The sequence below is a fragment of the Xanthomonas sontii genome, from assembly GCF_040529055.1.
GTDB classification, from domain to species: Bacteria; Pseudomonadota; Gammaproteobacteria; order Xanthomonadales; family Xanthomonadaceae; genus Xanthomonas_A; species Xanthomonas_A sontii.
The window spans coordinates 3,028,308-3,051,900 of sequence record NZ_CP132342.1 but is presented as its reverse complement, the minus strand read 5'-3'; the positions used below and the strand labels follow the sequence as shown (position 1 = coordinate 3,051,900).

General features: G+C 67.9%; 24 protein-coding genes and 1 tRNA gene. 8 read left to right on the top strand and 17 right to left on the bottom strand.

Translation table 11 applies throughout. The features are described 5' to 3' along the window. Positions 1-110: 110 nt before the first annotated feature. The 4 genes from RAB70_RS12900 to RAB70_RS12885 form a co-directional block, all read right to left on the bottom strand. Positions 111-1,028, bottom strand: a complete 918-nt coding sequence (locus RAB70_RS12900) for an alpha/beta fold hydrolase (RefSeq protein WP_148829466.1) — start codon at positions 1,026-1,028, stop codon at positions 111-113. Continuing rightward, the gene (locus RAB70_RS12895) at positions 1,025-1,372 is read right to left on the bottom strand and encodes a DUF1330 domain-containing protein (RefSeq protein WP_225851684.1); all 348 of its coding nucleotides are present in this window, start codon (positions 1,370-1,372) and stop codon (positions 1,025-1,027) included. The genes RAB70_RS12900 and RAB70_RS12895 overlap by 4 nt, the downstream gene beginning before the upstream one ends. 82 nt (positions 1,373-1,454) lie before the next feature. Next, positions 1,455-2,114 carry a DUF2239 family protein gene (locus RAB70_RS12890; RefSeq protein WP_170268181.1) on the bottom strand — a complete coding sequence of 220 codons (660 nt, stop codon included), beginning with the start codon at positions 2,112-2,114 and terminating at the stop codon, positions 1,455-1,457. Between the two features lie 135 nt (positions 2,115-2,249). Further along, complete coding sequence (locus RAB70_RS12885) at positions 2,250-3,383, bottom strand: DUF2252 family protein (protein ID WP_230979397.1); 1,134 nt, start codon at positions 3,381-3,383, stop codon at positions 2,250-2,252. A gap of 401 nt (positions 3,384-3,784) precedes the next feature. On the opposite strand from RAB70_RS12885, the gene RAB70_RS12880 reads away from it, so the two are divergent. After that, positions 3,785-4,363: a DUF3617 domain-containing protein gene (locus RAB70_RS12880; RefSeq protein ID WP_225851683.1), complete on the top strand. Its 579-nt coding sequence runs from the start codon at positions 3,785-3,787 to the stop codon at positions 4,361-4,363. Positions 4,364-4,768: 405 nt separating this feature from the next. Here RAB70_RS12880 and RAB70_RS12875 read toward each other — a convergent pair whose 3' ends face one another. From RAB70_RS12875 to serS, 8 genes are all read right to left on the bottom strand, one after another. Next, a complete protein-coding gene (locus RAB70_RS12875) occupies positions 4,769-6,073 on the bottom strand; it encodes a hypothetical protein (protein WP_148829463.1) in 1,305 nt (434 codons plus the stop codon). After that, positions 6,070-6,660 (bottom strand): hypothetical protein, encoded by a 591-nt coding sequence (locus tag RAB70_RS12870; RefSeq protein WP_225851682.1) that lies wholly within the window; start codon positions 6,658-6,660, stop codon positions 6,070-6,072. Before RAB70_RS12870 ends, RAB70_RS12875 begins: the two co-directional genes overlap by 4 nt. Then, on the bottom strand, positions 6,647-7,225 hold the full coding sequence (locus RAB70_RS12865; RefSeq protein ID WP_148829462.1) for a hypothetical protein: 579 nt from the start codon (positions 7,223-7,225) through the stop codon (positions 6,647-6,649). Before RAB70_RS12865 ends, RAB70_RS12870 begins: the two co-directional genes overlap by 14 nt. Further along, positions 7,222-7,785 carry a hypothetical protein gene (locus RAB70_RS12860; protein WP_148829461.1) on the bottom strand — a complete coding sequence of 188 codons (564 nt, stop codon included), beginning with the start codon at positions 7,783-7,785 and terminating at the stop codon, positions 7,222-7,224. Before RAB70_RS12860 ends, RAB70_RS12865 begins: the two co-directional genes overlap by 4 nt. A gap of 176 nt (positions 7,786-7,961) precedes the next feature. Then, entirely contained in the window at positions 7,962-8,714 is a 753-nt protein-coding gene (locus RAB70_RS12855) for a hypothetical protein (protein ID WP_148829460.1), read from the bottom strand. 101 nt (positions 8,715-8,815) lie between these two features. Then, positions 8,816-8,905: transfer RNA gene (locus RAB70_RS12850), tRNA-Ser, on the bottom strand. A 213-nt stretch (positions 8,906-9,118) separates the two neighbouring features. Beyond that, positions 9,119-10,108, bottom strand: a complete 990-nt coding sequence (locus RAB70_RS12845; protein WP_010342573.1) for a LysR family transcriptional regulator — start codon at positions 10,106-10,108, stop codon at positions 9,119-9,121. 380 nt (positions 10,109-10,488) lie between these two features. After that, positions 10,489-11,769 (bottom strand): serine--tRNA ligase, encoded by a 1,281-nt coding sequence (gene serS / locus RAB70_RS12840; protein ID WP_148829459.1) that lies wholly within the window; start codon positions 11,767-11,769, stop codon positions 10,489-10,491. A gap of 131 nt (positions 11,770-11,900) precedes the next feature. Here serS and RAB70_RS12835 point away from each other — a divergent pair, with 131 nt between their 5' ends. Continuing rightward, positions 11,901-12,554 (top strand): energy transducer TonB, encoded by a 654-nt coding sequence (locus RAB70_RS12835; RefSeq protein ID WP_148829458.1) that lies wholly within the window; start codon positions 11,901-11,903, stop codon positions 12,552-12,554. A gap of 228 nt (positions 12,555-12,782) precedes the next feature. Then, positions 12,783-12,920: a hypothetical protein gene (locus tag RAB70_RS12830; protein WP_167521972.1), complete on the top strand. Its 138-nt coding sequence runs from the start codon at positions 12,783-12,785 to the stop codon at positions 12,918-12,920. A 67-nt stretch (positions 12,921-12,987) separates the two neighbouring features. On the opposite strand, the gene aroA is transcribed toward RAB70_RS12830, so the two are convergent. The 3 genes from aroA to serC all read right to left on the bottom strand — a co-directional run bounded on the left by aroA (position 12,988) and on the right by serC (position 17,191). Further along, positions 12,988-14,301 (bottom strand): 3-phosphoshikimate 1-carboxyvinyltransferase, encoded by a 1,314-nt coding sequence (gene aroA, locus RAB70_RS12825; RefSeq protein WP_148829456.1) that lies wholly within the window; start codon positions 14,299-14,301, stop codon positions 12,988-12,990. Positions 14,302-14,877: 576 nt separating this feature from the next. Then, complete coding sequence (gene pheA / locus RAB70_RS12820; protein WP_148829455.1) at positions 14,878-16,026, bottom strand: prephenate dehydratase; 1,149 nt, start codon at positions 16,024-16,026, stop codon at positions 14,878-14,880. Between the two features lie 79 nt (positions 16,027-16,105). Further along, positions 16,106-17,191 (bottom strand): 3-phosphoserine/phosphohydroxythreonine transaminase, encoded by a 1,086-nt coding sequence (gene serC, locus RAB70_RS12815; protein WP_148829454.1) that lies wholly within the window; start codon positions 17,189-17,191, stop codon positions 16,106-16,108. Positions 17,192-17,345: 154 nt separating this feature from the next. On the opposite strand from serC, the gene msrP reads away from it, so the two are divergent. Next, the gene (msrP, locus tag RAB70_RS12810; RefSeq protein ID WP_148829453.1) at positions 17,346-18,314 is read left to right on the top strand and encodes a protein-methionine-sulfoxide reductase catalytic subunit MsrP; all 969 of its coding nucleotides are present in this window, start codon (positions 17,346-17,348) and stop codon (positions 18,312-18,314) included. 134 nt (positions 18,315-18,448) lie between these two features. Further along, entirely contained in the window at positions 18,449-19,078 is a 630-nt protein-coding gene (gene msrQ, locus RAB70_RS12805; RefSeq protein ID WP_043092131.1) for a protein-methionine-sulfoxide reductase heme-binding subunit MsrQ, read from the top strand. Here the strand turns inward: msrQ and RAB70_RS12800 are convergent. Further along, complete coding sequence (locus RAB70_RS12800; RefSeq protein WP_148829452.1) at positions 19,047-19,844, bottom strand: FHA domain-containing protein; 798 nt, start codon at positions 19,842-19,844, stop codon at positions 19,047-19,049. The two genes, msrQ and RAB70_RS12800, sit on opposite strands and share 32 nt — an antisense overlap. Positions 19,845-19,960: 116 nt before the next feature. Here RAB70_RS12800 and RAB70_RS12795 point away from each other — a divergent pair, with 116 nt between their 5' ends. Next, positions 19,961-20,236, top strand: coding sequence for a polyhydroxyalkanoic acid system family protein (locus RAB70_RS12795; RefSeq protein ID WP_017916064.1), 276 nt, complete (start codon positions 19,961-19,963; stop codon positions 20,234-20,236). Positions 20,237-20,600: 364 nt separating this feature from the next. Here RAB70_RS12795 and RAB70_RS12790 read toward each other — a convergent pair whose 3' ends face one another. Further along, entirely contained in the window at positions 20,601-21,320 is a 720-nt protein-coding gene (locus RAB70_RS12790; protein WP_148828304.1) for an FFLEELY motif protein, read from the bottom strand. 87 nt (positions 21,321-21,407) lie between these two features. Here RAB70_RS12790 and RAB70_RS12785 point away from each other — a divergent pair, with 87 nt between their 5' ends. After that, the gene (locus RAB70_RS12785) at positions 21,408-22,673 is read left to right on the top strand and encodes a patatin-like phospholipase family protein (protein ID WP_017916054.1); all 1,266 of its coding nucleotides are present in this window, start codon (positions 21,408-21,410) and stop codon (positions 22,671-22,673) included. Positions 22,674-22,795: 122 nt separating this feature from the next. Continuing rightward, complete coding sequence (locus RAB70_RS12780) at positions 22,796-23,446, top strand: phasin family protein (RefSeq protein WP_148828303.1); 651 nt, start codon at positions 22,796-22,798, stop codon at positions 23,444-23,446. Positions 23,447-23,593 lie beyond the last annotated feature (147 nt).

Below are 23,593 nucleotides of genomic sequence, written 5' to 3'. Positions count from 1 at the left end.
GCTGCAGGCAAGGCCTGCGACCAGGACGAAAAAGCACACACGCAGGCGGCGCACTGCGCTCGGCGCATCCGATCGATGCACTGATCGCCGCCGCCCCCACGCACACTCCCTCAGCCGCGCGCCACCGCGCAGATCGCCTCGATCAGCAGGCGCTCGCAGCCGCGCGGCAGATCATGGCCCATGCCCGGCACGGGCAGATACCTGGCGCTGGGAATCGCGTGCGCTGTGTCCTCGCCACAGGCCGACAGGATCAAGGGATCGTCGCTGCCGTGAACGACCAACGTGGGCGCGGCGATGGTGGCCAAGCGCGCGCGCCGATCGCCGACCGTCGCGACAGCCGCCATCTGCCGTGCCGTGCCGCCCGTGCCACGGCAACGCGCCAGTTCCTGCAGCAGCAGCTTACGATGGGCTTGAGCATCGAACGGATACCGCCTGCCCGCGAGCCGGCGCGCGAACGCCAGACGCGCTCGCAGATAGCCGTCCAGATCGTGCGCGGGATCGGGTTCAGGCGCCAACATCAGCGCCATGACCTCCGGCGTCGCCTGTGGCAGCGCGGGGTTTCCCGTGCTCGACATGATCGAGGTGAGCGACAGCACCCGCTGCGGATAATCGCTTGCCAGTATCTGCGCGATCATGCCGCCCATCGAGCGTCCGACGATGTGCGCACGCGCCACGCCCAGCCCATCGAGCAGTCCGATCGCATCGCTGGCCATTGCGGCGAGCGTATACGGCGTCTCGGGCCGTCGCCCGGCCCGCAGTGCGGCGGCGAGTTCGGCGAAATCCGGCACTGCGCACGTGCTGAAGTGAGTGGAGGCACCGGCATCGCTGTTGTCGAAGCGGATGACGCGATAGCCCCTGGCTGCCAGCCCCGTGCAAAAGGAGCTGGTCCAACGAATCATCTGCGTCCCCAATCCGGAGATCAGCAGCACCGCCTCGGCATCGGCATCGCCCACGCTGTCCCATGCGATGTCGAGGCCTTCGACGCGTACGCGTTGTACAGTGCCGATCGCTCCAGCATCGCCGATCATCCGACAGAACACTCGGACAGTGGCAACAGGCGCGCGTCCTGCAGCGCCGCAGTGCGATGCCCAAGACCGGCGAGATACGCGGGATGGCTGGCGAAGCCGACGAACGCCGCCGGACTCGCTTGCCGGATCAGCATCGCCATGTCCCAGCGCTCGTCGTCGGGGCCGATCAGGAACGGACCGCCGCGACCGAGGAACAGCAGGTCGCCCCCGCTCGCGCGCAGGTGCGGCAACGTATGCCGGATGTAGCGATCGAACGCCTGCGCGCCGCTGATGGGCACGGCGGGTGCCAGTTGCGGATGCTGCGCGTAATCGGCAACCTCGCGAAATCGCAGCAGGTTGAGCATCACCAGCGACGCAGTCATGCCACGCTGCAGGAAGCGGCGACCGGCGTCCTGGGTCGGTTCGAGATAACGCGTGCGGCCCGGGTCATGCATGCGGCGCTCCAGATATGGGGGGCGAAGACGCGCCAGCGGGGGCGTCGAAGGCGAGGTGCAGCGCATATGCGCGGACATCCGCAGGCCAACCGGCGATGCGGTGTTCCAATGCGGCGCGATCGTCCGCAAAGAGTGCGCGCAGCGCCTCTTCGTAACCGGGCAAATCGCCGGCCAGCGCCTGCATGAAACGATATGCGCGCTCCTGCGCAGCGCGACGCTGCTGGCGTGGCTGCGTCGCCTTGCGGGCCTCGTCCACCAGCCGACGCAGCACGGCCGAGGCACCACCGGGCTGCGACGCCAGCCATTCCCATTGCCGCGGCAACAAGGTCACCTCGCGCGCGACGACCCCCAGCTTGGGGCGTCCGCGGCTTCTGCCGTGTCCCCCCGCGTCCGGCACGACGGCGGCGACGGCGCCAGAGCCGTCGCGTTCGGTGGCGGACGCCGGCGGTCTCGACCACCGTGCCAGAACCTCCGCATCGCTGCCCCGCACATCGAGATCGACGATGCCGCCGCTGGCGTCGTCGAAGATCAGCAGCGTCTCGCCCGCCAGTACCGCGCGCTTTGCAGCCAATGCGACCTCGCCCAGCGGCCCGGCCATCCACATGCGGTGGCCGGCGAAGGCGGTAGAGGGCATTTGCAGGGGATCGGGCATGGCAGACACGCTGGAAACGTTCGGCAATTTATACCCGGGTAAAATTCATCCGTCAACGACGTCCGCAGATCGCTTCGTTGGGTCGACACGCGCTGTCGAACGCGGCCCCGCTCCTTCGCCGCGCCGCATTCGTCCTCATGCGGCGAGCGCATAGCGGCGGCAGTGCTCCAGATAACCGGCTTCGTGATGCCCGGCGAGCGCGACCACGCTCTCCCACAGCCACGACGGCGTGTCGATGGCCTTGCGCCGGTCGGCGTCCAACTGTTGCAGCCACGCGGCCCGCGTCCTGGGCTTCATCTGCCGCGCATGCGCCTTGCCGACGACAAAGGCGAGGTAGCGCGCCGAGCGCACCGCCTCGACGTGATTGAACTGGTCGACTTCCAGTTTCAGGTCGCGCGGCGAGAGTTCGCGAATGAACAGCGAGCGGCCCAGCATGTGCACCGGCATCATCCTGCTGCCCAGGTAGGGCGACAGCGCCCGCGCCGCGGCGGTGACGCGTGCGGCGTTGTCCGCCGGCATCCGTGCACCGGGCGCCGCTGGCGCGATCGGGGCGATCGCCTCCTTCAGATCGACCAGCGCATAGGACCAGTGGCCCTTGCCGGTCTTCAGCGCGACGATCGCCGCGTAGCGCAGCAGGCCGAGCGAACTGCAGCCCTTCATCCAGTACGCCGCATCGACCAGGCGCACCTCGCGATCCTTGGGCTTTCCCTTCAGCGACAGCACCATCTGCGCGACCGCCGGATCGGCGAACAGCCGTTCCAGCGCCTCGCGTTCTTCCGGCGCCAACGCCCAGAACTTCTCGCCCAGCGGGATACGCGGCTCCACCGCCTGCAGGCGTTCCTTGGCCAGATGCCGCCAGCGCCGGCCGAAGGCCTCGCGGCGGATGCTGCGTACGGTCTCGGGTTCGGCACCGGGGTGATCGCGGGTCGGATCCTCGATGGCGGCGCCATAGCCGTCGATCATCGCCTCCATCATCCGTGCCGTGGTGACGCCGGGCAGGTCCGAGCCGCGTGCCGCGGTGGCCAACGACAGGCCCAGGCGGATCAGATCGTGCGCGGGATTGCCGATCACGCCTTGGTCGAGGTCGCGGATCTGGATCTCGACGCGCCCCTCGCCGTCGGCGACCGGGCCCAGGTTGCCGAGATGGCAGTCGCCGCAGATCCAGATCGCCGGTCCCATCGGCACGCGCCGCGCCGCCGGCGACGCCGCCAACCATTCGTAGAACTTGAGCGTGTTGCCGCGGACATAGGCGTGGGCGGAGCGGGCCATCTTCAACGTGCGTTTGCGTTCGAGGATGACGGGGCGTTCGGCGAGGCTGGGCATCGAAGGTCGGACCTGGAGCGGATGGCGTGGGGGTCACGCGCGGCGGCGCAGACGCTAGCAGAGCCGAACGGAGTGGTCCGTGCACGGCAGGCACCTGGGCAACATACGCAGTGATCGCGGGGATCGCGCGGCCACGCACCGCATGCAGGCGCGGTGGCGGCGTGCGATTACGCAGGGTTTGCTGCTTGTTCTGCCGCCGACGCGCGTGCCTGCGGCGGTCGGATCCAGCCTCTCCGCCGCCTCCCGCGTGACCAGGCACGCGCCAACGGCAGCGCCCGGCGTCGACGTCATCTTAATTACGCCCCCGGCTATGCTCCGCGCACCTCACATAACTTAGGGAGAAGTTCATGCGTCTGACCATGCCGGCAACGGTTGCTGTATGTGTGCTGCTCGCTGCCTGCGGCAAGGGTGGCGACAAGAACGGCGACAACGTCGCGATGTCCAACGCCTCGGTCGCCGACGTGGCCAAGGTGCAGGCGGCCAAGCTGCAGCCCGGCCAATGGGAGATGCGGGTCGAGCAAGTGAGCAGCGAGACCAGCGGCGGCTCCGGCAACATGCCGCAGATGCCGAAGGTGCCGCCGAGCACCGCCAAGGTCTGCCTCACCGCCGAGCAGATCAACGATCCCACCAGCCTCTTCGGCAGCGCCTCGCCGATGCAGAAGAACTGCGTGTACGACTCCTTCAGCATGAAGGACGGAAAGATCGACGCGAAGATGCATTGCACGATGGGCGACATCAAGGTTGCCGGCACCAGCACCGGCACCTTCAGCGCCACCGAGATGTCCTCCGAATCGCATTCCGAGATCACCGGCCTGCCGGGCGGCATGTCGATGAAGACGCACATGAAGATGGACGGCAAGCGCCTGGGCGAGTGCCAGCCGGGCGACATCAAGGCCGGCGATACCAAGGCGCCGGCTGCAGGCTGAGCCAGCGTGTCCCATCGGGGAAATCAGGGGCACGCCACTCTGATTTCTTCCCTGGTCTGCAGCGCCGCGATGGTTCGCCATCGCGGCGCTTTTGTTGGCGCTGGTGCAGCGTGTCTTACCCGTGCAGGGCCTGGCAGCATGGATGTCATCGTCTTACGCGCGCTGCCACAACTGTCTCCAGTCGTTAGGGGCATGCGAGCACTGCACTGACCGCTGCATTTCGTTCTGTTTCACGCCGCACAGGGAAAGGTGACGAGCGCCAAGCGCGCGTCCGCTAGCGTGATGCACCTGCCCGACCGTGCATTGACGGCCGGGGCGCACCGACTGTCTGACCGTCGCCGCGTCGCGACGATGCCATGACATCCACCAGGGCTGCGTCGTCACGTAACGACGCGATGCTCCGAACTACTTCAGCGCCCGCCAGCTCCGCCCCGCACGGAAGGCGCGCTCGAGCGTCGCCGCGAGCAGGCAGATCTTCAGCGTCTGCGGCAGGATGCCATCGCCCGGGTCGCTAGGCGTGCCCAGCACCACCGACAGCTGATTGGCGATCGCCTGCCACACCACCTGCGGGTGCGGGCCGATCAACCGGGTCAGTCCCATCCAGGCCCAGGCCGAGGCCCAGTCCAGGGCGCGATACAGCACGATCAAGGTGACCAGGGCCGCCAGCCCGGTGGCGCCGGCCAACTGAACGCTGTTGGCCGCAGCGCGATAGCGCGAGACGGTCCCCGCCCAGAAATGGCCGATGAAGTCGCGTAACCACGTTGGCAGCTTCCGCCACAGCCCCAGCGTGCCGTCGACCTTGCTCGACCACTTGCCGGGCGCATTCCATTCGGCGTTGTGCACGTCGTAGCGGTAGATCAGCGCGGCCAGCGCCAGCCAGACCACCGGCAACAAGGCCGAGAAGAAGATCACCACCAGCGTGTCCGCCACGCCCGGCGGCGCCTGCTCCACCGCGCCCGGCAACGCGGCATGCGCGACACCGATCGGATGGCTGATGCCCTGCCACAGTTGCTGGCCGAGATCGGCGATGCGCAGATGCGCCAGCCAGCGGAACACGCCGCCCTTCCATTCGGTGAGCACGTACATGCCGACGAAGGTCCAGCCGGCCTCGCACAGCACGATCAGCACGTTCCACGCCGGATGCGCGCTGCGCTGCTTCTGTTTTTTCGCGCCGCGCCGGATCAGCCACAGCAGCGCCACCGACGCCGCCAGCCACCAGCCGCCCGACACTTCGAACAGCGATCCCCGGTAGGTCGGGTCGAACGGATTGAACTGTCCCAAGCCCTCGCGTCCGTAGGCGCGGATGGTCTCGCCGAGAAACCCCCAGGCGGCGTAATAGGCGAAGAACGGCACCAGCGCCTGCGAGACGATCGCCGACAGGCGGCGCCAGCGCGCCCTGCCCTCGTCCTGTGCTGTCGTCGCGTCGGTCTGGTCGGCCAGCGCCGCACTGGCGATCCCCGGCAAGGCCGGGCGCAGCGTTTCGAACAGCAGCACGAAGATCACCAGCTTGACCAGCACCACCAGGGTCAGCGACAACAGACCGGCGAGCCGATTCTGGTAGCCGATCCACACCGCAGCCTGCAGCAGCAGTTCGTTGAGCAACACGCCGGCCAGCGCCACGGCCAGCAGTTGCGGCAGATAGCGGCACCACAGCCGCAGCGTGTCGCCGATCAACCCCAGCGGGCCGCCGCGCAGCGCCATCTCGGTCATGGCGTTGCTCCTCTCGCGAAACGCAGGTAATGCGGACGACCGCCGCGCGTGCTCACGGTGAGCTGCAGCTGCGCGGCCACCGCACGCGGCACCAGGTAATAGCCGTCGATCGCCAACGGCACGCCCGGCTTGGCCGCGGACACGGCCAGTCCATCGCAGGCCACGCCGGGCGACTCGCCAGGCTTGGCCAGGGCACGCTGCAACAGGTCCGGCACGGTATCGATCGCGGACCAGGATCGGCCAGTGCTGTCGATCAGTTTGAGCGTGCAATCGCTCCACTGCGCGCCGGCGGCGCCCGGCACCAGCGCCAGGCGCGTGCGCACAAACGTACGATCGGCGGGCAGCCCCGCCTCGAACGGCAGCACGTCGACCGACGCGAGGCGAACGGCGGCACCGTCGTAGTCCACGGTCTGCGCCATCGCCACATCCACCGGTCGCCATTCGCGCGCATGCAGCAGTTCCCGCGCATCGCGCCAGCCGGTCGCGGCCATCGTGCACGGCACCAGCACCACCAATGCCGCCAGTGCGAGCCAGCGCATGCGCCGCTCGGAAACGGCCGGGGGCACGTCGCGGTCAGAGGCGTGCATGCAGCGCATCCAGATCGAGCACATCGGTGACCGCCGCTGCGGGCGAGAGCGGCGGATAGCGCACCTGCACCTCGGCCGTCAGCTGCGGCTCGCGGTCTTCCGACAGCAGCAGCGTGCCGCCGGCCCTGGCGAGCGCGGACGGCAGTTCGAACACCAGCACGTCCTTGCGCTCCAACCCGGGCTGCAGCGTCTTGATCGACGACAGCACCGCATCGCCCATCTCGGCGCGGCCGCTGGCGCGATAACGACGGCCATCGGGCGTCGCCCAGACCCGGCCGTACACGCGCGCGGTCGCGCGCGCGACCTTCGACCGCACCGGCACCACCAGCCACACGCCGCCGCTGTCGCGCTGCTGCACTGCGCCCGCCGCCTTGAAGCGGATCGTATGCGCGAGCTGCGGCGTGCCGGCATTCACGGCCAGATTGTCCGTCTGCACCCAACCGCCCGGCGCTCCGGACACCGCGATCGGGCCAGTAATGCGCTCGTAGCGCGGTATCGTCCAGCGCATCCCGGCGAGCAGCACGAAGCCGAGCAACAGGATCGCAATGGCGGAAAGCCGCTTCACGGTTCACCCGCCTGTGCGCCGGCACGCGCTGCGCCAAGCGGCAGTTCCACAACCCCGACCGGATGCGGATCGGTCCATATCGGCTGCGCGTAGAGATTGTCGAAGGCCTTGAAGGTTCTGGCGGTGATGTCGAAGCGCAGGCGCCCAGCCACCTGTTCCGTCGCCGGATAGGTCCAGACCAGGGCAATCTGTTCCGGCAGGCCCGGTTGCAATTCGGTAGTCGCCGCGCGATCGCGCAAGAGATAAGCAGTCGGCCGCGCATCGGCCCCGCGCGGCGGCGCCTTCAACGCAACCGCCTGCACCAGCGAGCCACTGGTCTGCGCGGTGCGATTGGTGGCCTGCAGATACAGCACGATCGCCTTGCGACCATCGCGCGACACCACCTCGCCATCCGGTAACCGGTCGCTGCTCTCTACGTGATCGAAGCGCAGCGACCATTCGCCCGCGGCAACGTCCTTCCCGGCCTGCAGCGCAGGCGGCACCGGCACGTCCTTGGCCTCGAACAAACCAATGCCCCACCCCACCACGATCGCGGCAATGCCACCGATCCCGGCCAGCATCCGTGTCCGCCACTGTCCTAGAGACGCTTTGCTCGCCAAACCGGATGACCCTTCTGGAAGCTCGGGGGGACGGTAGCACTGGGGCACGAGAAGTTACAACCTACAAAATGAATAAGAAATCCGGTACCGATTTAGCGCAGGACGCGACTTCAAATTCGCCATATTTTCTTCGAGACCTAACAGCCATCAACTTGACGCGAAAAGCCATCGAGAGCCCTTACAGCCATATCGATACCATGACGATCTCGCCGCATACGTTCGATGACTTGCTTTAGAGGCTCCGATTGAGAAGACAAAAGTCCCACCGCCGAGTCCACAGTAGCAACTCCGACCTTTGGCTCGCCAGCGACCGAGCGAATCAAACTGGCATTCCTATTCATCACAACAGCATTAATCTCCGCATGACAAGAGGCTTTTAGCTTGTCACGCTGTGTCGCAATCAAATCCAGGATGGCCTGTCCAAAATCAAGCGCCTTATCTTGGGTCGGTATTATACCCTTATGCACCACATCATTGCGAAACTCTACAAGTGTTCTTGACAGCATCTTTGGAGGCTCCATAAAGTGAGCGGACCACAAAGCAATGCAAGCTCCCAACTGGCGCTCAGACTTGTCAGTGATTGCCTTCCACGACGCATCGATCAGCGAGTGATCCAAGCCTCGCGCCAACAAAAGAACACGAACCGTAAACTCATAAAATCTTTCAAGACTTGCCGCAAATGATGTGATGGCCTCTCGATAATAGCCATCGATTACAGCATTGGAGGCGATATGAAAAAGAACTTCAAAGGGATGCTCCTGAACAATGAAAATAATCCGATGCCCATTTCCACAAGTAATGCGATAAATACCTTGCTGCTGAAAAGGCACATAGAGCAACCCATGTTTTCGCTCAAACACGCACTCCCAACATGAGCAAATAAAATTCATCGCATCGATCCCAAGAATTCACCATTAAAAAGCCGTAAAATTGCAAACGAGCGAGAGCCACACCAGCAATCATGCGTCGCCATTTAATAAGCAACTGGAAATGGCGGAGAGAGTGGGATTCGAACCCACGGAAGGTTTGACCCTTCGCCGGTTTTCAAGACCGGTGCCTTAAACCGCTCGGCCATCTCTCCGTTTGCGAACGCGGCGGTGCTGCGGAAGAACGTCGCAGCCGCTTGAAGCACAACGCCGCGGAAGCGCGACGCTGCAGTGCCTGTCCCGCTCGACGCGGCCGGTGCCGCTGATGGCACCACATGCACCCCGAACCCAGGACCACCGGCACAGGCGTGCATTTTCGCACGCCCGCGGCGGTTTTGCTCGGCCGACGTGCGCGGCCGGCGTCTGGATCAACCCGCCTCGACCGCCATCGCACCCAACGTCGAGTGACGGGCCTTGGTGCGTTCGGGGCAGTTGCCGCCGCAGTCCAGGCGCGAGGCTTCGATCTGCCGCGGCAGGTGCTCGGCGAGGAAGTCGATGAACACGCGCACCGCCGGCAGCAGGCCGCGGCGCGAGGCGAACACGGCGTGGCAGATGCCCTGCGGCAGTGACCATTCCGGCAGCACCACTTCCAGTTCGCCGTTGCGCACGGCTTCGGCGCAGACGGTCTCGGGCAGCAGGGTGATGCCGAAACCGTCCTTGACCATGGACTGCAGCAGCGGGAAGTCGAAGCCGGCCACGCGCGGCTGCAGGTCGACGCGGCGCACTTCGCCGGCCGGGCCGTGCAGTTCCCAGCGCTGCCGCGCCTCGTCCTCGCTGATGCTGAGGGTGACGTGCGAGGTCAGTTCCTCGGGGTCCTTGGGACGGCCGGCGCGGTCCAGGTACTTGGGGCTGGCGACCAGCAGTTCCTGCACCTGGCCGAAGCTGCGCATCACCAGGCTGCCGTCGTCGTCCAGGCGCGAACGCACGCGCAGGGCGACGTCGTAGCCTTCGTTGATGATGTCGACGCGGCGGTTGCTGATGTTCAGTTGCAGCCGCACCTTGGGGTACTGGTCCAGGAACATCGGCAGCAGCTTGGGCAACTGCATCTGCGCCAGCGACACCGGCACGCTCACCCGCACCAGCCCGCGCGGTTCGGCGCTGAGCCGGTCGACCACTTCGCGTGCGGCCTGCGCCTCGGCCAGCATGGTCTGGGCGTGGCGGTGCACGCTCATGCCCAGGTCGGTGACGGCGAAGCGGCGCGTGGAGCGCTGCAGCAGGCGCACGCCCAGGTCGCTCTCCAACTGGCTGATGCGGCGGCTCAGGCGCGACTTGGGGATGCCCAGGGCGCGCTCGGCGGCGGCGAACCCGCCGTGGTCGACCACCATGGCGAAGTAGTACAGATCGTTGAGGTCGTGCATGTTCTTTCGATATTTAGAACGATGGGGACAATCGGATCCGGTTCATTCTACTCCTACAACGATTTGCGCTGCAGGGACGCCGGTCGCGCTCGCGCGCTGGCTCAGGCACGGATGGAGGCGGTCGCAGGGTAACCCCGGCCGGGCTAGCGCGAAGTGACGGGACAGGAGTTCGGCGCACGCGGAACGCCGCTGCGGCGCGTGCTGCAACGGGCACTGCATGCGAACGCCCTGCCCCGTCCGGGTCGACGCCCCACCGTGGCGCAAGGCGGGGCACTGCCGGCATCAGGACACGCTGCCTGAGCGCAGGGACGGACAGGAGCGCGTCGCCGCAGCAAGGCGACGCGAGGCGCGCCCGGGGCCGACGCCCCGGGCCCGAGCGATCAGCCGATCCGCTCGGCCCCGCCCATGTACGGGCGCAGCGCGTCGGGCACGGTGATCGAGCCGTCGGCGTTCTGGTAGTTCTCCATCACCGCGATCATGGCGCGGCCGACCGCGGTGCCGGAGCCGTTGAGCGTGTGCAGCAGCTCGGGCTTGCCGGTGGCGGGGTTGCGCCAGCGCGCCTGCATGCGCCGCGCCTGGAAATCGCCGCAGTTGGAGCAGGAGGAGATCTCGCGATAGGTCTGCTGCGACGGCAGCCAGACTTCCAGATCGTAGGTCTTGCTGGCGGAGAAGCCCATGTCGCCGGTGCACAGCAGCATCTTGCGGTACGGCAGGCCCAGCGTCTCCAGCACCACTTCGGCGCAGCGGGTCATGCGCTCGTGTTCGGCGGCGCTGTCTTCCGGGCGGCACACGCTGACCAGTTCCACTTTCTCGAACTGGTGCTGGCGGATCATGCCACGGGTGTCGCGGCCGCCGCTGCCGGCCTCGGAGCGGAAGCACAGCGAGTGCGCGGTCATGCGCAACGGCAGGCGCTCGGCCTCGACGATCTCGTCGCGCACCAGGTTGGTCAGCGAGATTTCCGAGGTGGAGATCAGGTAGCGCTTCTGTTCGCCCAGCTCGGTGGCGAACATGTCTTCCTCGAACTTCGGCAACTGGCCGGTGCCGTACAGGCTGTCGGCGTTGACGATCACCGGCACGTTGGTTTCCTGGTAGGCATGTGGGCCGGTGTGCAGGTCCAGCATGAACTGCGCCAGGGCGCGATGCAGGCGCGCGATCGGCCCACGCAGCACGGTGAAGCGCGCGCCCGACAGCTTGGCCGCCGCCTCGCCGTCCAGCCAGCCGTGGCGTGCGCCGAGTTCGACATGGTCCTTGACCTCGAAATCGAAGCTGCGCGGGCTGCCCCAGCGCTGCAGTTCGACGTTGTCGGCTTCGTCCTTGCCCACCGGCACGTCGGCCTGCGGCAGGTTGGGAATCTCCAGCGCCAGCGTCTCCAGCTGCGCGCGGATCTCGTCCAAGCGCTGCTCGGAGGCCTTCAGTTCGTCGCCGAAGCCAGCCACTTCGGCCATCAGCGCGCTCGCGTCCTCGCCCTTGGCTTTGGCCTGGCCGATCGCCTTGGAACGGCTGTTGCGCAGGCTCTGCAGTTCCTGGGTCCGCACCTGGATGCGCTTGCGGTCGGCCTCCAGGGCCTCCAGGGCGGCCACGTCCAGCGCATAGCCGCGACTGGTGCGCAGGCGCTCGGCGAGGTCGGCGGGCTGTTGGCGAAGCAGAGCGGGATCGAGCATGAGCGCGGGGTGCCAGGGGAACGAACCCGGGATTATCGCCTGTCCGTCGCGGTTTTGCCGACTCGCGCCCGCCGCGGCGCGCGATTCACTGCGGCTATGCCAGAATCGAACGGTTCCCTACGGTGAGTCCCATGTCCACGTCGCCCTCGTCCTCCAAGTCCGGCATCGTGCTGCATCTGCCGCGGCGCCTGCTCGCGATCGTCGGCATCGCCTTCGCCGCCGGCCTGCTGCTGTTCCTGGTGGTGTGGCTGGTCGGACGCAAGGACAACGATTTCTACAAGCCGCAGCCGGCGCAAGTGCAGCAGGACACCGAACAGGTGAAGCCGCTGCCCGAGCCGTTGCCGGCCGGCAGCGCCGCCAGCAACATGCCGCAGGCCAAGCCCGCGCCCGCCGGCGACGCGCCAAAGCTGGTGGAGACCGCACCGGCGCCGCCGCCAACCACGGAAGCGCCGGCACCGGCCGCAGGTGGCGATGTCGCTGGCAACACGGCCACCGCGCTGGCGCCGGGCAACCGCCCGGTGCCGCTGGAAGGGCAGACCCCGCCGCCGCGCTATCCCCCGGCGGCGCTGCGCCGCGGCGATGCCGGCACGGTGGTGGTGCGGGTCGAGGTCGATGCCAGCGGTGCGCCTGCCGGCGTGGCCCTGCTCCGGCGCAGCGGCTCGCGCGATCTGGACCGCGCGGCGATGGAAACCGTGCGCCGCTGGAAGTTCCGCCCGGCGCAGCAGAACGGCCGTGCAGTGCCGGCCAGCATCGAGATTCCGTTCGACTTCAAGCCGGGGCCGTAACTGAACAGCCGCCCGGACGCGCGGGCGGCGTTCACATGGGGGTGACACCCCTGAGGCGGGTCCTGGGTGACACTGGACCCGTCCCACGGCACCGGAGTTGCCGCCATGCCCACCCCGTACAAGTCGACACAGCCGCTGGACGCTTGGAAGCGCCCCGCCCGCCCGTCGTCTGCGCGCGGGGAAGCGCATGCGCGGGCCGATCGCGGGTCGCCCTGGGCCTGGATGATCGTGATCGCACTGGCTCTGGCGGTGGCCGGCTGGTGGCTGGCCGTGGATCGCGACGACGACGGCAGCGGCTACCGCGCTACCCAGTCCACACCGTCGACACCCGCCAACGATCCGCCGCGTCCGCAGCCGACGCACTGACGTTTCGACAACCCGACTTGCCTCTTCCCCCAGCCGCGCTTGCACGCGGCCGGTGCTGCGCAGGCGATCAGGCGGTGCGCAACGCGAAGCCGGCGCCGCGCGCCAGCGTGTCGAAACCCGGGAACGACGTCGCCACGTTCGCCACATCCTGGATCCGCACCTCGCCCTGCGCCAGCTGCCCGGCGATGGCGAAGGCCATGGCGATGCGATGGTCGCCGTGGCTCTCGATGGTCCCGGCACCCAGCGTGCCGCCGTGGATGGTGGCGCCGTCCGGGGTCTCATCGACGACGATGCCGAGGCTGCGCAGCCCGGTGGCCATCGCCGCCAGGCGGTCCGATTCCTTGACCCGCAGCTCCGCCGCGCCGCTGACCACGGTCTGGCCGTCGGCGGCGGCCGCGGCGACGAACAATGCCGGGAACTCGTCGATCATGTCCGGCACCACGTCCTCCGGAATCCGCGCACCGCGCAGCGGCGCGTAGCGCACGCGCAGATCCGCGACCGGCTCGCCGCCGTGCTCGCTGTGGTTGTGCTCGACGATGTCCGCACCCATCAAGCGCAGCGCGGCCAGCAGACCCGTTCGGCGCGGATTGAGCCCGACCTCCTTCAGGGTGATGTCCGAGCCGGGAATGATGCTGGCGGCGACAATGAAGAACGCCGCCGAGGAGAAGTCCGCCGGCACCGCGATATCGGTGGCGCGCAGACGCTGGCCGCCGCGCAGCCGCGCCTGGCCCGGCGAGAACTCGATGTCCACGCCGAACGCGGACAGCATGCGCTCGGTGTAGTCGCGGGTGGGATGCGGCTCCTGCACCGTGGTGACACCGTCGGCATACAGACCGGCCAGCAGCACCGCCGACTTGACCTGGGCGCTGGCCACCGGCGAGACGAAGTCGATGCCGCGCAGCGGCTGGCCGCCATGGATGCGCAGCGGCGGCACGCCATTGGCCTCGGTGTCGATGCGCGCGCCCATCAGCGCCAGCGGCTCGGTCACCCGCCGCATCGGCCGCTTGGACAGCGACGCATCGCCGACCAGCACGCTGTCGAAGGGCTGCGCCGCAAGCAGCCCGGCGAGCAGACGCATGCCGGTGCCGGCGTTCCCGCAATCCAGCTCGCCCTGCGGCGCCTGCAGCCCATCCACGCCCACGCCATGCACGATGCGCTGCGACGGCGACGGCGTCTCGATCCGTACCCCGAGCTGCGCGAAGATCGCCGCCGTCGAACGCGTGTCCTCGCCCTCGAGAAACCCCTCGATCCGCGACGTGCCATCGGCCAACGCCGCGAACATCACCGCCCGGTGCGACACCGACTTGTCCCCCGGCACCGTCAGCGTGCCCTGCAGCGCAGTGCCGCGCGTTGCGATCCAGCCTTGCTCGTTGCTCATCATCGTTCCTGAAAGTCCAACCACCCGAAGATCCACCATCACCCGGCGACATCGGCGCCGCTACAGCGCGCTTGCGCTGCTGCCACGACGCTTACACCAAGTCAGCACCGCCGCTGCCGTTGCTGCCGTTGTTGCGATTGTTGTTGCTGTTGTCCCTGCTGCTGCCTTTGTTCTTGCTTTCGCTGTTGCTCTCAATCCCCCGTAAGGGCTGGCGGGCACGACGGGTAAAACCCCGTGAGGGGCGACGCGCAGGATGCGCGTCGTTTTCGGCAGGCACATGGATGTGCCTTCCGAAAATTCCCGTCGTGTCCGCGGACCCCGCGCGCAGCGCGGGGCAGCCCGCCCGGGTGTGCTTTCTTTTGGTTACTTTTCTTTGCACAAGCAAAGAAAAGTGACTCGCGCGTCAGCGCGAAAGCTGTTGCGGTTAGCTGTTGCCGTTAAAGCTGTTGCTGTTGGAAAAAAGAGTTCATTTCCCCGGGAACGCCCCGTCGCGGCTGAAGCCGCTCCTACAACAGATGCCCATCTCCTCGTAACCAAAGCAGCCCGCGACGACAGGGCCGACACAACCGCGCAACCAACTCAAGGCACCGCCACCGGATACGACCCCAACACCTTGATCTGCGCCGAATGCGCCTTCAACTCCGCCAACGCCAACTTCATCGCCTCATCCTCCACATGCCCCGCCAGATCGATGAAGAACCCGTACTCCCACTTCGCCTGATGCGACGGCCGCGACTCGATCCGATTCATGCTGATCCCATGCCGCGCGAACGGACTGAGCACATCGAACAACGCACCCGGCTTGTCATGGATGAACACCAGCACCGACGTACGATCGTGCCCCGACGGCGGGAAGATCTGCCGCCCGATCACCAGGAAGCGCGTCGTATTGTCCGCGTCGTCCTCGATCGACTTCATGATCACCTTCTTCAGCGCATACACATGCGCCGCGCTCTCCCCGCCGATCGCCGCCGCATCGTCGGCATTGCGCGCCCGGCGCGCGCCCTCGGCGTTGCTGGAGACCGGAATCTTCTCCACCTTGGGCAGGTTCGCGCGCAACCAGCCGGCGGTCTGCGCGAACGACTGCGGGTGCGCATAGATCCGCTCGATCGCGTCCAGCCGCCCGCTGCGCGAGAGCAGGAACTGGTGCACGCGCAGCTCGGTCTCGCCGCAGATCTTCAGGTTGGAGGTCAGGAACATGTCCAGGGTGACCTGGATCGTGCCCTGCCCCGAGTTCTCCACCGGCACCACGCCGAAGTCGGCGTTGCCGCTTTCCACTTCCTGGAACACTTCCTCGATGGTGGCCATCGGCAGGCCCACCGCCGAGCGACCGAAGTGTTTGAGCACCGCCTGCTGGCTGAAGGTGCCCTCCGGCCCCAGGTAGCCGATCTTCAGCGGCTCCTGCTGCGCCAGGCAAGCGGACATGATCTCGCGGAACACGTGCACCAGCACTTCGTCGCTGAGCGGGCCCTGGTTGCGGTCCACCACCATGCGCAGCACCTGCGCCTCGCGCTCGGGCCGGTAATAGTCCACCGCCGCGGCGAGCTTGCCCTTGGCCTTGCCGACCTGGTGCGCGAACTGCGCGCGCTCGGCGATCAACGCCTGGATGGTGCGATCGATCTCGTCGATCTTGGCGCGCACGTCGGCCAGGGCCGGCGTGGCGGCGGATTTCGCAGGCTTGGCCGGCTTGGCGTCGGCGGCGGGAGATTTCTTCGGCTTTGCGGCCATGGATCGGGGGTTCCTCGGTGGTCCGGATCGCCGGCGCGATCCGGTCGCGGCTGAAGCCGCTCCTACAAAAATCGGCGACTCAGCCGTGGCGCTGCTGGAAGTCGTGCATGAACGCGACCAGCGCCTGCGCGCCGGCCAGGGGCATGGCGTTGTACAGCGACGCGCGGATGCCGCCGACCGCCTTGTGGCCCTTCAGCGCCAGCAGGCCGGCCGCCTTGGACTCGGCGACGAAGCGCGCGGTGAGAGTCTCGTCCGGCAGGAAGAACGGGATGTTCATCCGCGAGCGCACTGCCGCCGCGACCTCGTTGCGATAGAAGCCACCGGAGGCGTCGATCGCCGCGTACACCAGCGCCGACTTGGCCTGGTTGCGCGCGGCGAACGCCTCCACGCCGCCCTCGGCCAGCATCCACTTGAACACCAGCCCGGCCAGATACCAGTTCCAGGTCGGCGGGGTGTTGAGCATGGAGTCGCGCGCCACATGCGAGCGGTAATCGAAGATGTCCGCGCGCGGCTGGCCGGCGCGTTCGAGCAGGTCGCGGCGGATGATCACCACCGTGACGCCGACCGGGCCGAGGTTCTTCTGCGCACCGGCGTAGATCAGCGCGTACTTGGACACGTCGATCGGCTCGGAGGCGATGCTGGAGCTGAAGTCGGCGAACAGCGGCACGTCGCCGACGTCGGGCGTGTCGCGGAACTCCACGCCGTGGATGGTCTCGTTGGCGGTGATGTGCACGTAGGCGGCATCCTCGCGCAACTGCCAGGCCGCGCGGGGCGGGATGTCGCGGAAGCCGTCGGCCTCGCTGCTGGCGGCCACATGCACGTCGACGTACGGCCCGACCTGCTTGATCGCGGTCTTGCCCCAGTGCCCGGTCACCACGTAGTCCACGGTCTGCCCGGGCGCGGCGAAGTTCAGCGCCAGCAGCGCCTGCTGGGTGGTGGCGCCACCGGCCAGGAACAGCACCGCGTAGTCGTCGGGAATGCCGATCAGCCGGCGCAGGTCGGCGTCGGCCTGTGCCGCCACCTCCATGAACTCGGCGCCGCGGTGGCTCAGCTCCACGATCGAGGCGCCCACGCCGTTCCACTCCAACATCTCCGCCTGCGCCTGGCGCAGGACCGATTCCGGCAAGGCAGCGGGGCCGGCACTGAAATTGAACGCGCGCGTCATGGGGCACCTATCGGACAGGCCCCCTAGTATGCCGCAGCGCAACAGCTTGCGGCCCGGGCAATTTAGGTTGCATTTGCATCCATTCGCCCTGCGCATGCGTAGTCTGTGGTGAAGTCCCCGCCACCGCTCGCCCCCTTCGCTCCAGGAGTTCGCCATGTCGTTGCGCGATGCCCTCACCGTCCCCAGCCGCGAGATCACCGACGAGGCGGTCTACCGCGACCGGCGGCGCCTGCTGCAGGCCCTGGCGCTGACCCCGGTGGCCGGCCTGGTCGGCTGCGCCGACGCCGAGCCGCCGGCCCCGCCCAAGACCGTAGTGACGCCGGAGCAGGCACGCAGCGGGTTCCGCACCAACGAGGAGCTGACCCGCTACGAGGACGTGACCAGCTACAACAACTTCTACGAATTCGGCACCGACAAGACCGATCCGTCGAAGGCGGCCAAGACCCTGCGCACCTCGCCATGGTCGGTGAAGGTCTCCGGCGAATGCGAGAAGCCCTGCACGCTGTCCCTGGACGACCTGCTCAAGGGCCATACGCCCGAGGAGCGGATCTACCGGCTGCGCTGCGTGGAAGGCTGGTCGATGGTGATCCCGTGGCTGGGCGTGCCGCTGGGCGACGTGCTCAAGCGCTTCGCGCCGACCTCCAAGGCCAAGTACGTCGCCTTCACCACCCTGGCCGATCCCAAGCAGATGCCCGGCATCCGCTACAGTTCGATCGACTGGCCGTACAAGGAAGGCCTGCGTATCGACGAGGCCATGCATCCGCTGACCCTGCTGGCCACCGGCCTGTACGGCAAGCCGCTGCCGCAGCAGAACGGCGCGCCGCTGCGGCTGGTGGTGCCGTGGAAGTACGGCTTCAAGAGCATCAAGTCGATCGTCGAGATCCGCTTCGTCGAGCGCATGCCGGAAACCGCCTGGCACGAGCTGCAACCCTCCGAATACGGGTTCTTCTCCAACGTCAATCCGGCGGTGGACCATCCGCGCTGGAGCCAGAAGACCGAGCGCCGTATCGCCGGCAAGGCCAGCAAGCTGTTCGCCGAACGCATTCCCACCCGCCCGTTCAACGGCTATGCCGACCAGGTGGCGTCGCTGTATGCGGGGATGGATCTGAAGAAATGGTATTGACGAGAGGCTGGGAATGGGGAACTGGGAATTGGGAATGGGAAAAGCACGGCGCCTGGTGGTTGCCTCGCGCGACGGCTGGAATCGCAGTCGGCGTGCCGCATGGCACCTGTGCCAACACGGCGCGATGACGGCGCATGGCTAAGACCTCTGCTTCGTTGATCGCTGCCAAGGCGGTGGTGCATGCGCTGGCGCTGGCGCCGATGGCGTACCTGGGCTGGCAGTTCTGGCAGGTGTGGCAGACCGGCAGCGATGCGCTCGGTGCCGATCCGGTGGCCGAGGTCGAGCACCGCACCGGGCTGTGGGCGCTGCGACTGCTGCTGTTGACCCTGGCCATCACCCCGCTGCGGCAGCTGACCGGGCAATCGGTGCTGCTGCGTTTCCGGCGCATGCTCGGGCTGTACGCGTTCTTCTACGCGACCGTGCATCTGGCGGCCTATCTGGGGTTGGACCTGCGCGGCTATTGGACGCAGATCTTCGAGGAGATCGTCAAACGCCCGTACATCACCGTCGGCTTCCTGGCCTGGTTGCTGCTGGTGCCGCTGGCGATCACCTCCACCCAGGGCTGGATGCGCCGGCTCAAGCGCAACTGGGGCAAGTTGCACAAGGCGATCTATGCGATCGGCGTACTCGCCGTGCTGCACTTCTGGTGGCTGGTGAAGTCGGACATCCGCGAACCGCTGCTGTACGCGGCGATCCTGGCGGTGCTGCTGGGCTGGCGCGGCTGGCGGGCGCTCAGCGCGCGCCGAACCACAGCAGGCCGCTGAGCGCGGCGGCCAGCAGCAAGGCGCTGAGCAACAGCCACGGCCAGCGCCGCGCGGTGGCCGGGCGCGGCGCCACCGCCGGGGTCAGCGCGAGCGCGGCCAAGGCGGGGTCGTCGCGCAGCGGCTCGGCGCCAACGACCTGCGGGACTTCCAGCACGAAGCGGTGCTGGGCATCGAATACCACCTGGTCGCCGGGCTGCAGCCAACAGCTGCGCACGGCCACGCCGTTGACCTGGGTCTGCGCATCGCCGAAGCCGCGCAGCAGTACCCGCTCGCCATGCCGTTCCAGGCGCGCGTGCTGCTCGGCGCAGGCCGGATCGTCGATGCGGATGTCGCACTCGCGCAGGCGACCGATGCTGCGCACCCGGTCCACGGTGAAACTGCGGCCATGGTGCGGACCGCCGACGCCGCGCAGCACCAGGCGCGGATCGTCGTGCTCGGCCTCGCTGACCTCAGGCAGGCGCTGCAGCGGCTCGCACTTGCCCTGCACCACCATTTCGACGCCATCGGCGTAGACCGCGTCGCCGGCGCGCAGCAAGGCCATGCGCCGCACCGGGCGGCCGTTGACGTGGATGCCGCGGCTGCCATTAGCGACCTGCAGCCACAGGCCGCGCCGGTCCAGGCAGAACTGCGCCAGCAGCAATGCGCCCTGGGTGTCGTCGACCACGCTGACCTGACCGGAGGCAAGCCGCACGATGCGATGCACGCCCGCGCGCAGGGGCCGGTCGGGATGTTGGCGGTTGCTGAAATGGACTTGCAGATCGTGCACGGCGGGCAGCCTAGCAGGTTGCCTGCGAGTGCAGAAGCGCGCGCGCTGGACAATGCACCGCGCATACGCACAATGCCTGATCGTTCACGCGGGCACCCGCCCGCACAGGAGCCAGCATGTCCAGCATCGACATCCGCCACGACCACGACAAGACCCCCGCGCAGGCCCGCAAGGCCATCGAAACCGCCGCCAAGAAACTGTCCGAGCGCTTCGACCTGGAATCGCACTGGGATGGCGATTCCCTGCTGTTCTCGCGCTCGGGCGTGGACGGACGCATCGAGCTGCTGCCCAAGCAGGTGCACGTGACTGCCGAGCTGGGCTTCCTGCTGTCGGCGATGAAGGGCACGGTGGAAAGCGAGATTCGCCGCGTGCTGTCGGAAAAGCTGGGCTGATCAGTGCGTCGAGCCCCTCTCCCCTCGGGAGAGGGGTTGGGGTGAGGGTCCGGGGCGCATAGCGCCTGCAACGATCTGGCGATGCGAGGCTTCGTCCGTACCCTCATCCGCCCCTGCGGGGCACCTTCCCCCGCAAAAGGGGGCCATGGTCCCGAGGGGAGAAGGGAGAAGCCAAAGCCCCTCTCCCGCCGGGAGAGGGGTTGGGGTGAGGGTGCGGCGTCAAGCGCTGAGGCAATCAGCTGCACGAGGCTGCGCTCGTACCCTCATCCGCCCCTTCGGGGCACCTTCTCCCGAGGGGAGAAGGGAGAAGCCAAAGCCCCTCTCCCGCCGGGAGAGGGGTTGGGGTGAGGGTACGGCCGCTGACTCACTCCAACGCAAACGGATCCGGATCGCCCGCGAACAATCGTTCCGACACGGCGCGCTCGGTGGTCTCGATATCGACGATGAACCCCTCGGCATCGCCCAGCTTGGAGAACGCGTCGAAACCCCGCTCCAGGAATCCCTGCAGTTCCGACAACCCCGCTGCCTTGGCCGGGCCTCGGGCGAAGCGCAGCAGCATGCGCACGCCGGGTGTGTGCACCGCCTTGGCCAGGCCCAGGCCGACGCGGGCGATCAGGTCGATCTGGCGCTGGCGCAGCCGGGGTAGCCCGGTCTGCCGATAGGCTTCGGCATACAACGCTTCGTCCAGGCGCTTGCGCCGCGGCGCCAGGGCCTGCAGCGCCTCGGCCATGCGCAGGTCCAGGGCGTGGGTCAGCGCACCCAGCTCGATGCCGTCGGCGACCGTGTCCAGCAGCGACGCCGGCATCAGCCGCTGCATCATCGGCAACACCTTGACGATATCGGCATCGCGGCGGCTGAAGTCGCGGTCGCCATAGACGTCGGTCAGGAAGAACATCGCCGCCGGACGCCGTTGCGGATCCTCCAGGAAATGCTCGAAGCTGCGCTCCAGCCGCTCCGATTGCCAGCGCCGCAGTTCCTGCAGCCAGCGCAGCGCATTGCGCGGTTCGCGCACGGGGTCGTGCAGCGCCTGGTGCCACGCCAGGCGGCGGCCGAGTCGTTCCAGGACGGGAGTGCTGCGCGCCATGGGCGCCGATGATGGTCGCAGCCCGGCACGACCGCAAGCGTCACGGCGCTCGGCTACACTCGCGCCACTGCCTCCTGCGGACCGCGCATGCTTTCCCTCCACAGCGCCTCGCCCCGTCCTCATTCCAACGGCCGCATCGGCCTGGCCATCGCCGGCGGCGGGCCGATCGGCGGCATGTATGGCCTCGGCGCGCTGCGCGCCCTGGACGAGGCGCTGGACGGACTGGACCTGACCCGCCTGGATTGCTACGTGGGCGTCAGCTCCGGTGCGTTCCTGACCGCCGGTCTGGCCAACCGCATCAGCAGCGCCGAGATCTGCCGGATCTTCGTCACCGGCAACAGCGACGATGCGCGGTTCCGCCCGGAAGACTTCCTGCGGCCCAACGTCTACGAGTATCTGCGCCGTGCCGCAACCCTGCCGGGGCTGGCCTACGGCTGGTGGCACGACCTGCTCACCGAACCGCGCAAGACCCGCTGGTCGGACCTGATCACCCGCTTCGGCGGACTGGTGCCCAGCGGCCTGTTCGACAACGCCGGGGTCGAGCGTTTCCTGCAGGACGTGTTCAGCCGCCGCGGCCGCAGCAACGATTTCCGCGACCTCGACGCCAATCTGTTCGTGGTCGCCGTGGACCTGGACAGCGGTCGCGCGGTGCGCTTCGGCGAGCCGGGCATGGACCACGTGCCGATCTCGCTGGCGATCCAGGCCAGCGCGGCGCTGCCGGGGCTGTACCCGCCGGTGCAGATCGACGGCCACCATTACGTGGACGGCGCGCTGCGCCGCACCATGCATGCCTCCACCTTGCTGGAGCGCGGCATCGACCTGATGATCGGGATCAACCCGCTGGTGCCCTACGACGCCACCCACGCGCCGCGCCGCAATGGCCACATCGACCGCGCGCGGCTGCTCGCCGGCGGCCTGCCGGCGGTGCTGTCGCAGACCTTCCGCACCCTGCTGCAATCGCGCATGCAGGTGGGGCTGGAGAAGTACGCGCGACAGTACCCGCAGGTGGATCAGTTGGTCTTCGAGCCCAACGCCGACAACGGCGAGCTGTTCTTCACCAATCTCTTCAGCTACGCCGCGCGCCATCGCGTGTGCCAGCTCGCCTACCGCAACACCCTGTCCGACCTGCGCCGCAACGCGCAGACGCTGGAGCCGCTGCTGGCCGCACACGGCATCGCGCTGCGCCACGATATCCTCAACGACCGCAAGCGCACCTTCCTCGATGGTGTGGACGTGCAGCCGCGGCGCATGACCGAGACCACCGCGCGGCTGCGGCGTGCGCTGGACGACGTCGACCAGGTCATCGCCGGCCGCCGTGCCACACGCCGCACCCGCCGTTCGCCGGAGGCGTAGCGCTGCCGCCCCGGCCGACGGCGCCATCGCTTCCCGCGCACTGCGCACGCTGGTGTGATTACTCTAGTCACAGTCCCGAGTCTCGAACCCCGCCACTCACCCGCCGAAGGAACCGCACCGTCATGGCCACTCTGAAGAAGTCCGCCCGCAAGAAGCGCAGCACCGCCGCTGCCGACGACACCCTGCAGGCGCAGGCGGAAAAGCTGTCCAAGCGCCTGGGCGAATCGGCGCAGCAGGTCTGGCTGGCCGGGGTCGGCGCGTTCGGCCGTGCGCAGGCCGAGGGCGGCAAGCTGTTCGAGACCCTGGTGAAGGAAGGCCTGAGCCTGGAGCAGAGCACCCGCAAGCTGGCCGGCGGCGGGGTCGATGCGGTGCGCGATGCGGTGGAGAACCGGGTCGGCCAGGCCCGCGAGCGCGCCGCCGACACCTGGGACCGCCTGGAAAAGGTGTTCGAGGACCGCGTGCAGCGCGCGCTGCGCCGCCTGGAAGTGCCCAGCCGCGAGGACCTGGGTGCGCTGATCGAGCGCGTGGACGCGCTCAATGGCGAACTGCGGCATCTGCGCGGTGGCCGTGCCACGCAGGCGGCGGGCAAGGCGCCGGTGGCGAAGAAGGCCGCCGGGAAGACCGCGGCGTCGCCCGCCGGCGCCGCCAAGCGCGCGGCACCGGCGCGCCGACCTGCCGGCCCGGTGGTCGCCAAGGTCGCGCCAGCCAAGCGCGCGGCCGCGCCCAAGCGCGCCAGCCGCAAGCGCAGCGAGACGCCGACCACGGCCGAGTAACCGGATTGTTGCAAAGCAGCACGTTTTTCCAGACAATCGAAACGGACCCGCCAGTCCATCAGAAGACCGTTTGCTCCCCTCCCCTCTCGGCTTCGGACTGGCGGGTCTTTTTTGTCCGCCGTCCACCGCTGTCGCCTTGCCGGCGCC

Excerpts from the sequence above, each read along its gene's own strand:
- serS (WP_148829459.1), bottom strand. The coding sequence starts at position 11,769 with ATGCTCGATCCCGCTCTGCTTCGCCAACAGCCCGCCGACCTCGCCGAG.
- RAB70_RS12860 (WP_148829461.1), bottom strand. The coding sequence starts at position 7,785 with ATGCTGGCCGGGATCGGTGGCATTGCCGCGATCGTGGTGGGGTGGGGC.
- RAB70_RS12875 (WP_148829463.1), bottom strand. The coding sequence starts at position 6,073 with ATGACCGAGATGGCGCTGCGCGGCGGCCCGCTGGGGTTGATCGGCGAC.
- pheA (WP_148829455.1), bottom strand. The coding sequence starts at position 16,026 with ATGGCCGCAAAGCCGAAGAAATCTCCCGCCGCCGACGCCAAGCCGGCC.
- RAB70_RS12890 (WP_170268181.1), bottom strand. The coding sequence starts at position 2,114 with ATGCCCGATCCCCTGCAAATGCCCTCTACCGCCTTCGCCGGCCACCGC.
- RAB70_RS12845 (WP_010342573.1), bottom strand. The coding sequence starts at position 10,108 with ATGCACGACCTCAACGATCTGTACTACTTCGCCATGGTGGTCGACCAC.
- RAB70_RS12885 (WP_230979397.1), bottom strand. The coding sequence starts at position 3,383 with ATGGCCCGCTCCGCCCACGCCTATGTCCGCGGCAACACGCTCAAGTTC.
- msrQ (WP_043092131.1), top strand. The coding sequence starts at position 18,449 with ATGGCTAAGACCTCTGCTTCGTTGATCGCTGCCAAGGCGGTGGTGCAT.
- RAB70_RS12900 (WP_148829466.1), bottom strand. The coding sequence starts at position 1,028 with ATGATCGGCGATGCTGGAGCGATCGGCACTGTACAACGCGTACGCGTC.
- RAB70_RS12835 (WP_148829458.1), top strand. The coding sequence starts at position 11,901 with ATGTCCACGTCGCCCTCGTCCTCCAAGTCCGGCATCGTGCTGCATCTG.
- RAB70_RS12870 (WP_225851682.1), bottom strand. The coding sequence starts at position 6,660 with ATGCACGCCTCTGACCGCGACGTGCCCCCGGCCGTTTCCGAGCGGCGC.
- RAB70_RS12880 (WP_225851683.1), top strand. The coding sequence starts at position 3,785 with ATGCGTCTGACCATGCCGGCAACGGTTGCTGTATGTGTGCTGCTCGCT.
- aroA (WP_148829456.1), bottom strand. The coding sequence starts at position 14,301 with ATGATGAGCAACGAGCAAGGCTGGATCGCAACGCGCGGCACTGCGCTG.
- msrP (WP_148829453.1), top strand. The coding sequence starts at position 17,346 with ATGTCGTTGCGCGATGCCCTCACCGTCCCCAGCCGCGAGATCACCGAC.
- RAB70_RS12790 (WP_148828304.1), bottom strand. The coding sequence starts at position 21,320 with ATGGCGCGCAGCACTCCCGTCCTGGAACGACTCGGCCGCCGCCTGGCG.
- RAB70_RS12780 (WP_148828303.1), top strand. The coding sequence starts at position 22,796 with ATGGCCACTCTGAAGAAGTCCGCCCGCAAGAAGCGCAGCACCGCCGCT.
- RAB70_RS12795 (WP_017916064.1), top strand. The coding sequence starts at position 19,961 with ATGTCCAGCATCGACATCCGCCACGACCACGACAAGACCCCCGCGCAG.
- RAB70_RS12855 (WP_148829460.1), bottom strand. The coding sequence starts at position 8,714 with ATGAATTTTATTTGCTCATGTTGGGAGTGCGTGTTTGAGCGAAAACAT.
- RAB70_RS12895 (WP_225851684.1), bottom strand. The coding sequence starts at position 1,372 with ATGCTCAACCTGCTGCGATTTCGCGAGGTTGCCGATTACGCGCAGCAT.
- RAB70_RS12785 (WP_017916054.1), top strand. The coding sequence starts at position 21,408 with ATGCTTTCCCTCCACAGCGCCTCGCCCCGTCCTCATTCCAACGGCCGC.
- serC (WP_148829454.1), bottom strand. The coding sequence starts at position 17,191 with ATGACGCGCGCGTTCAATTTCAGTGCCGGCCCCGCTGCCTTGCCGGAA.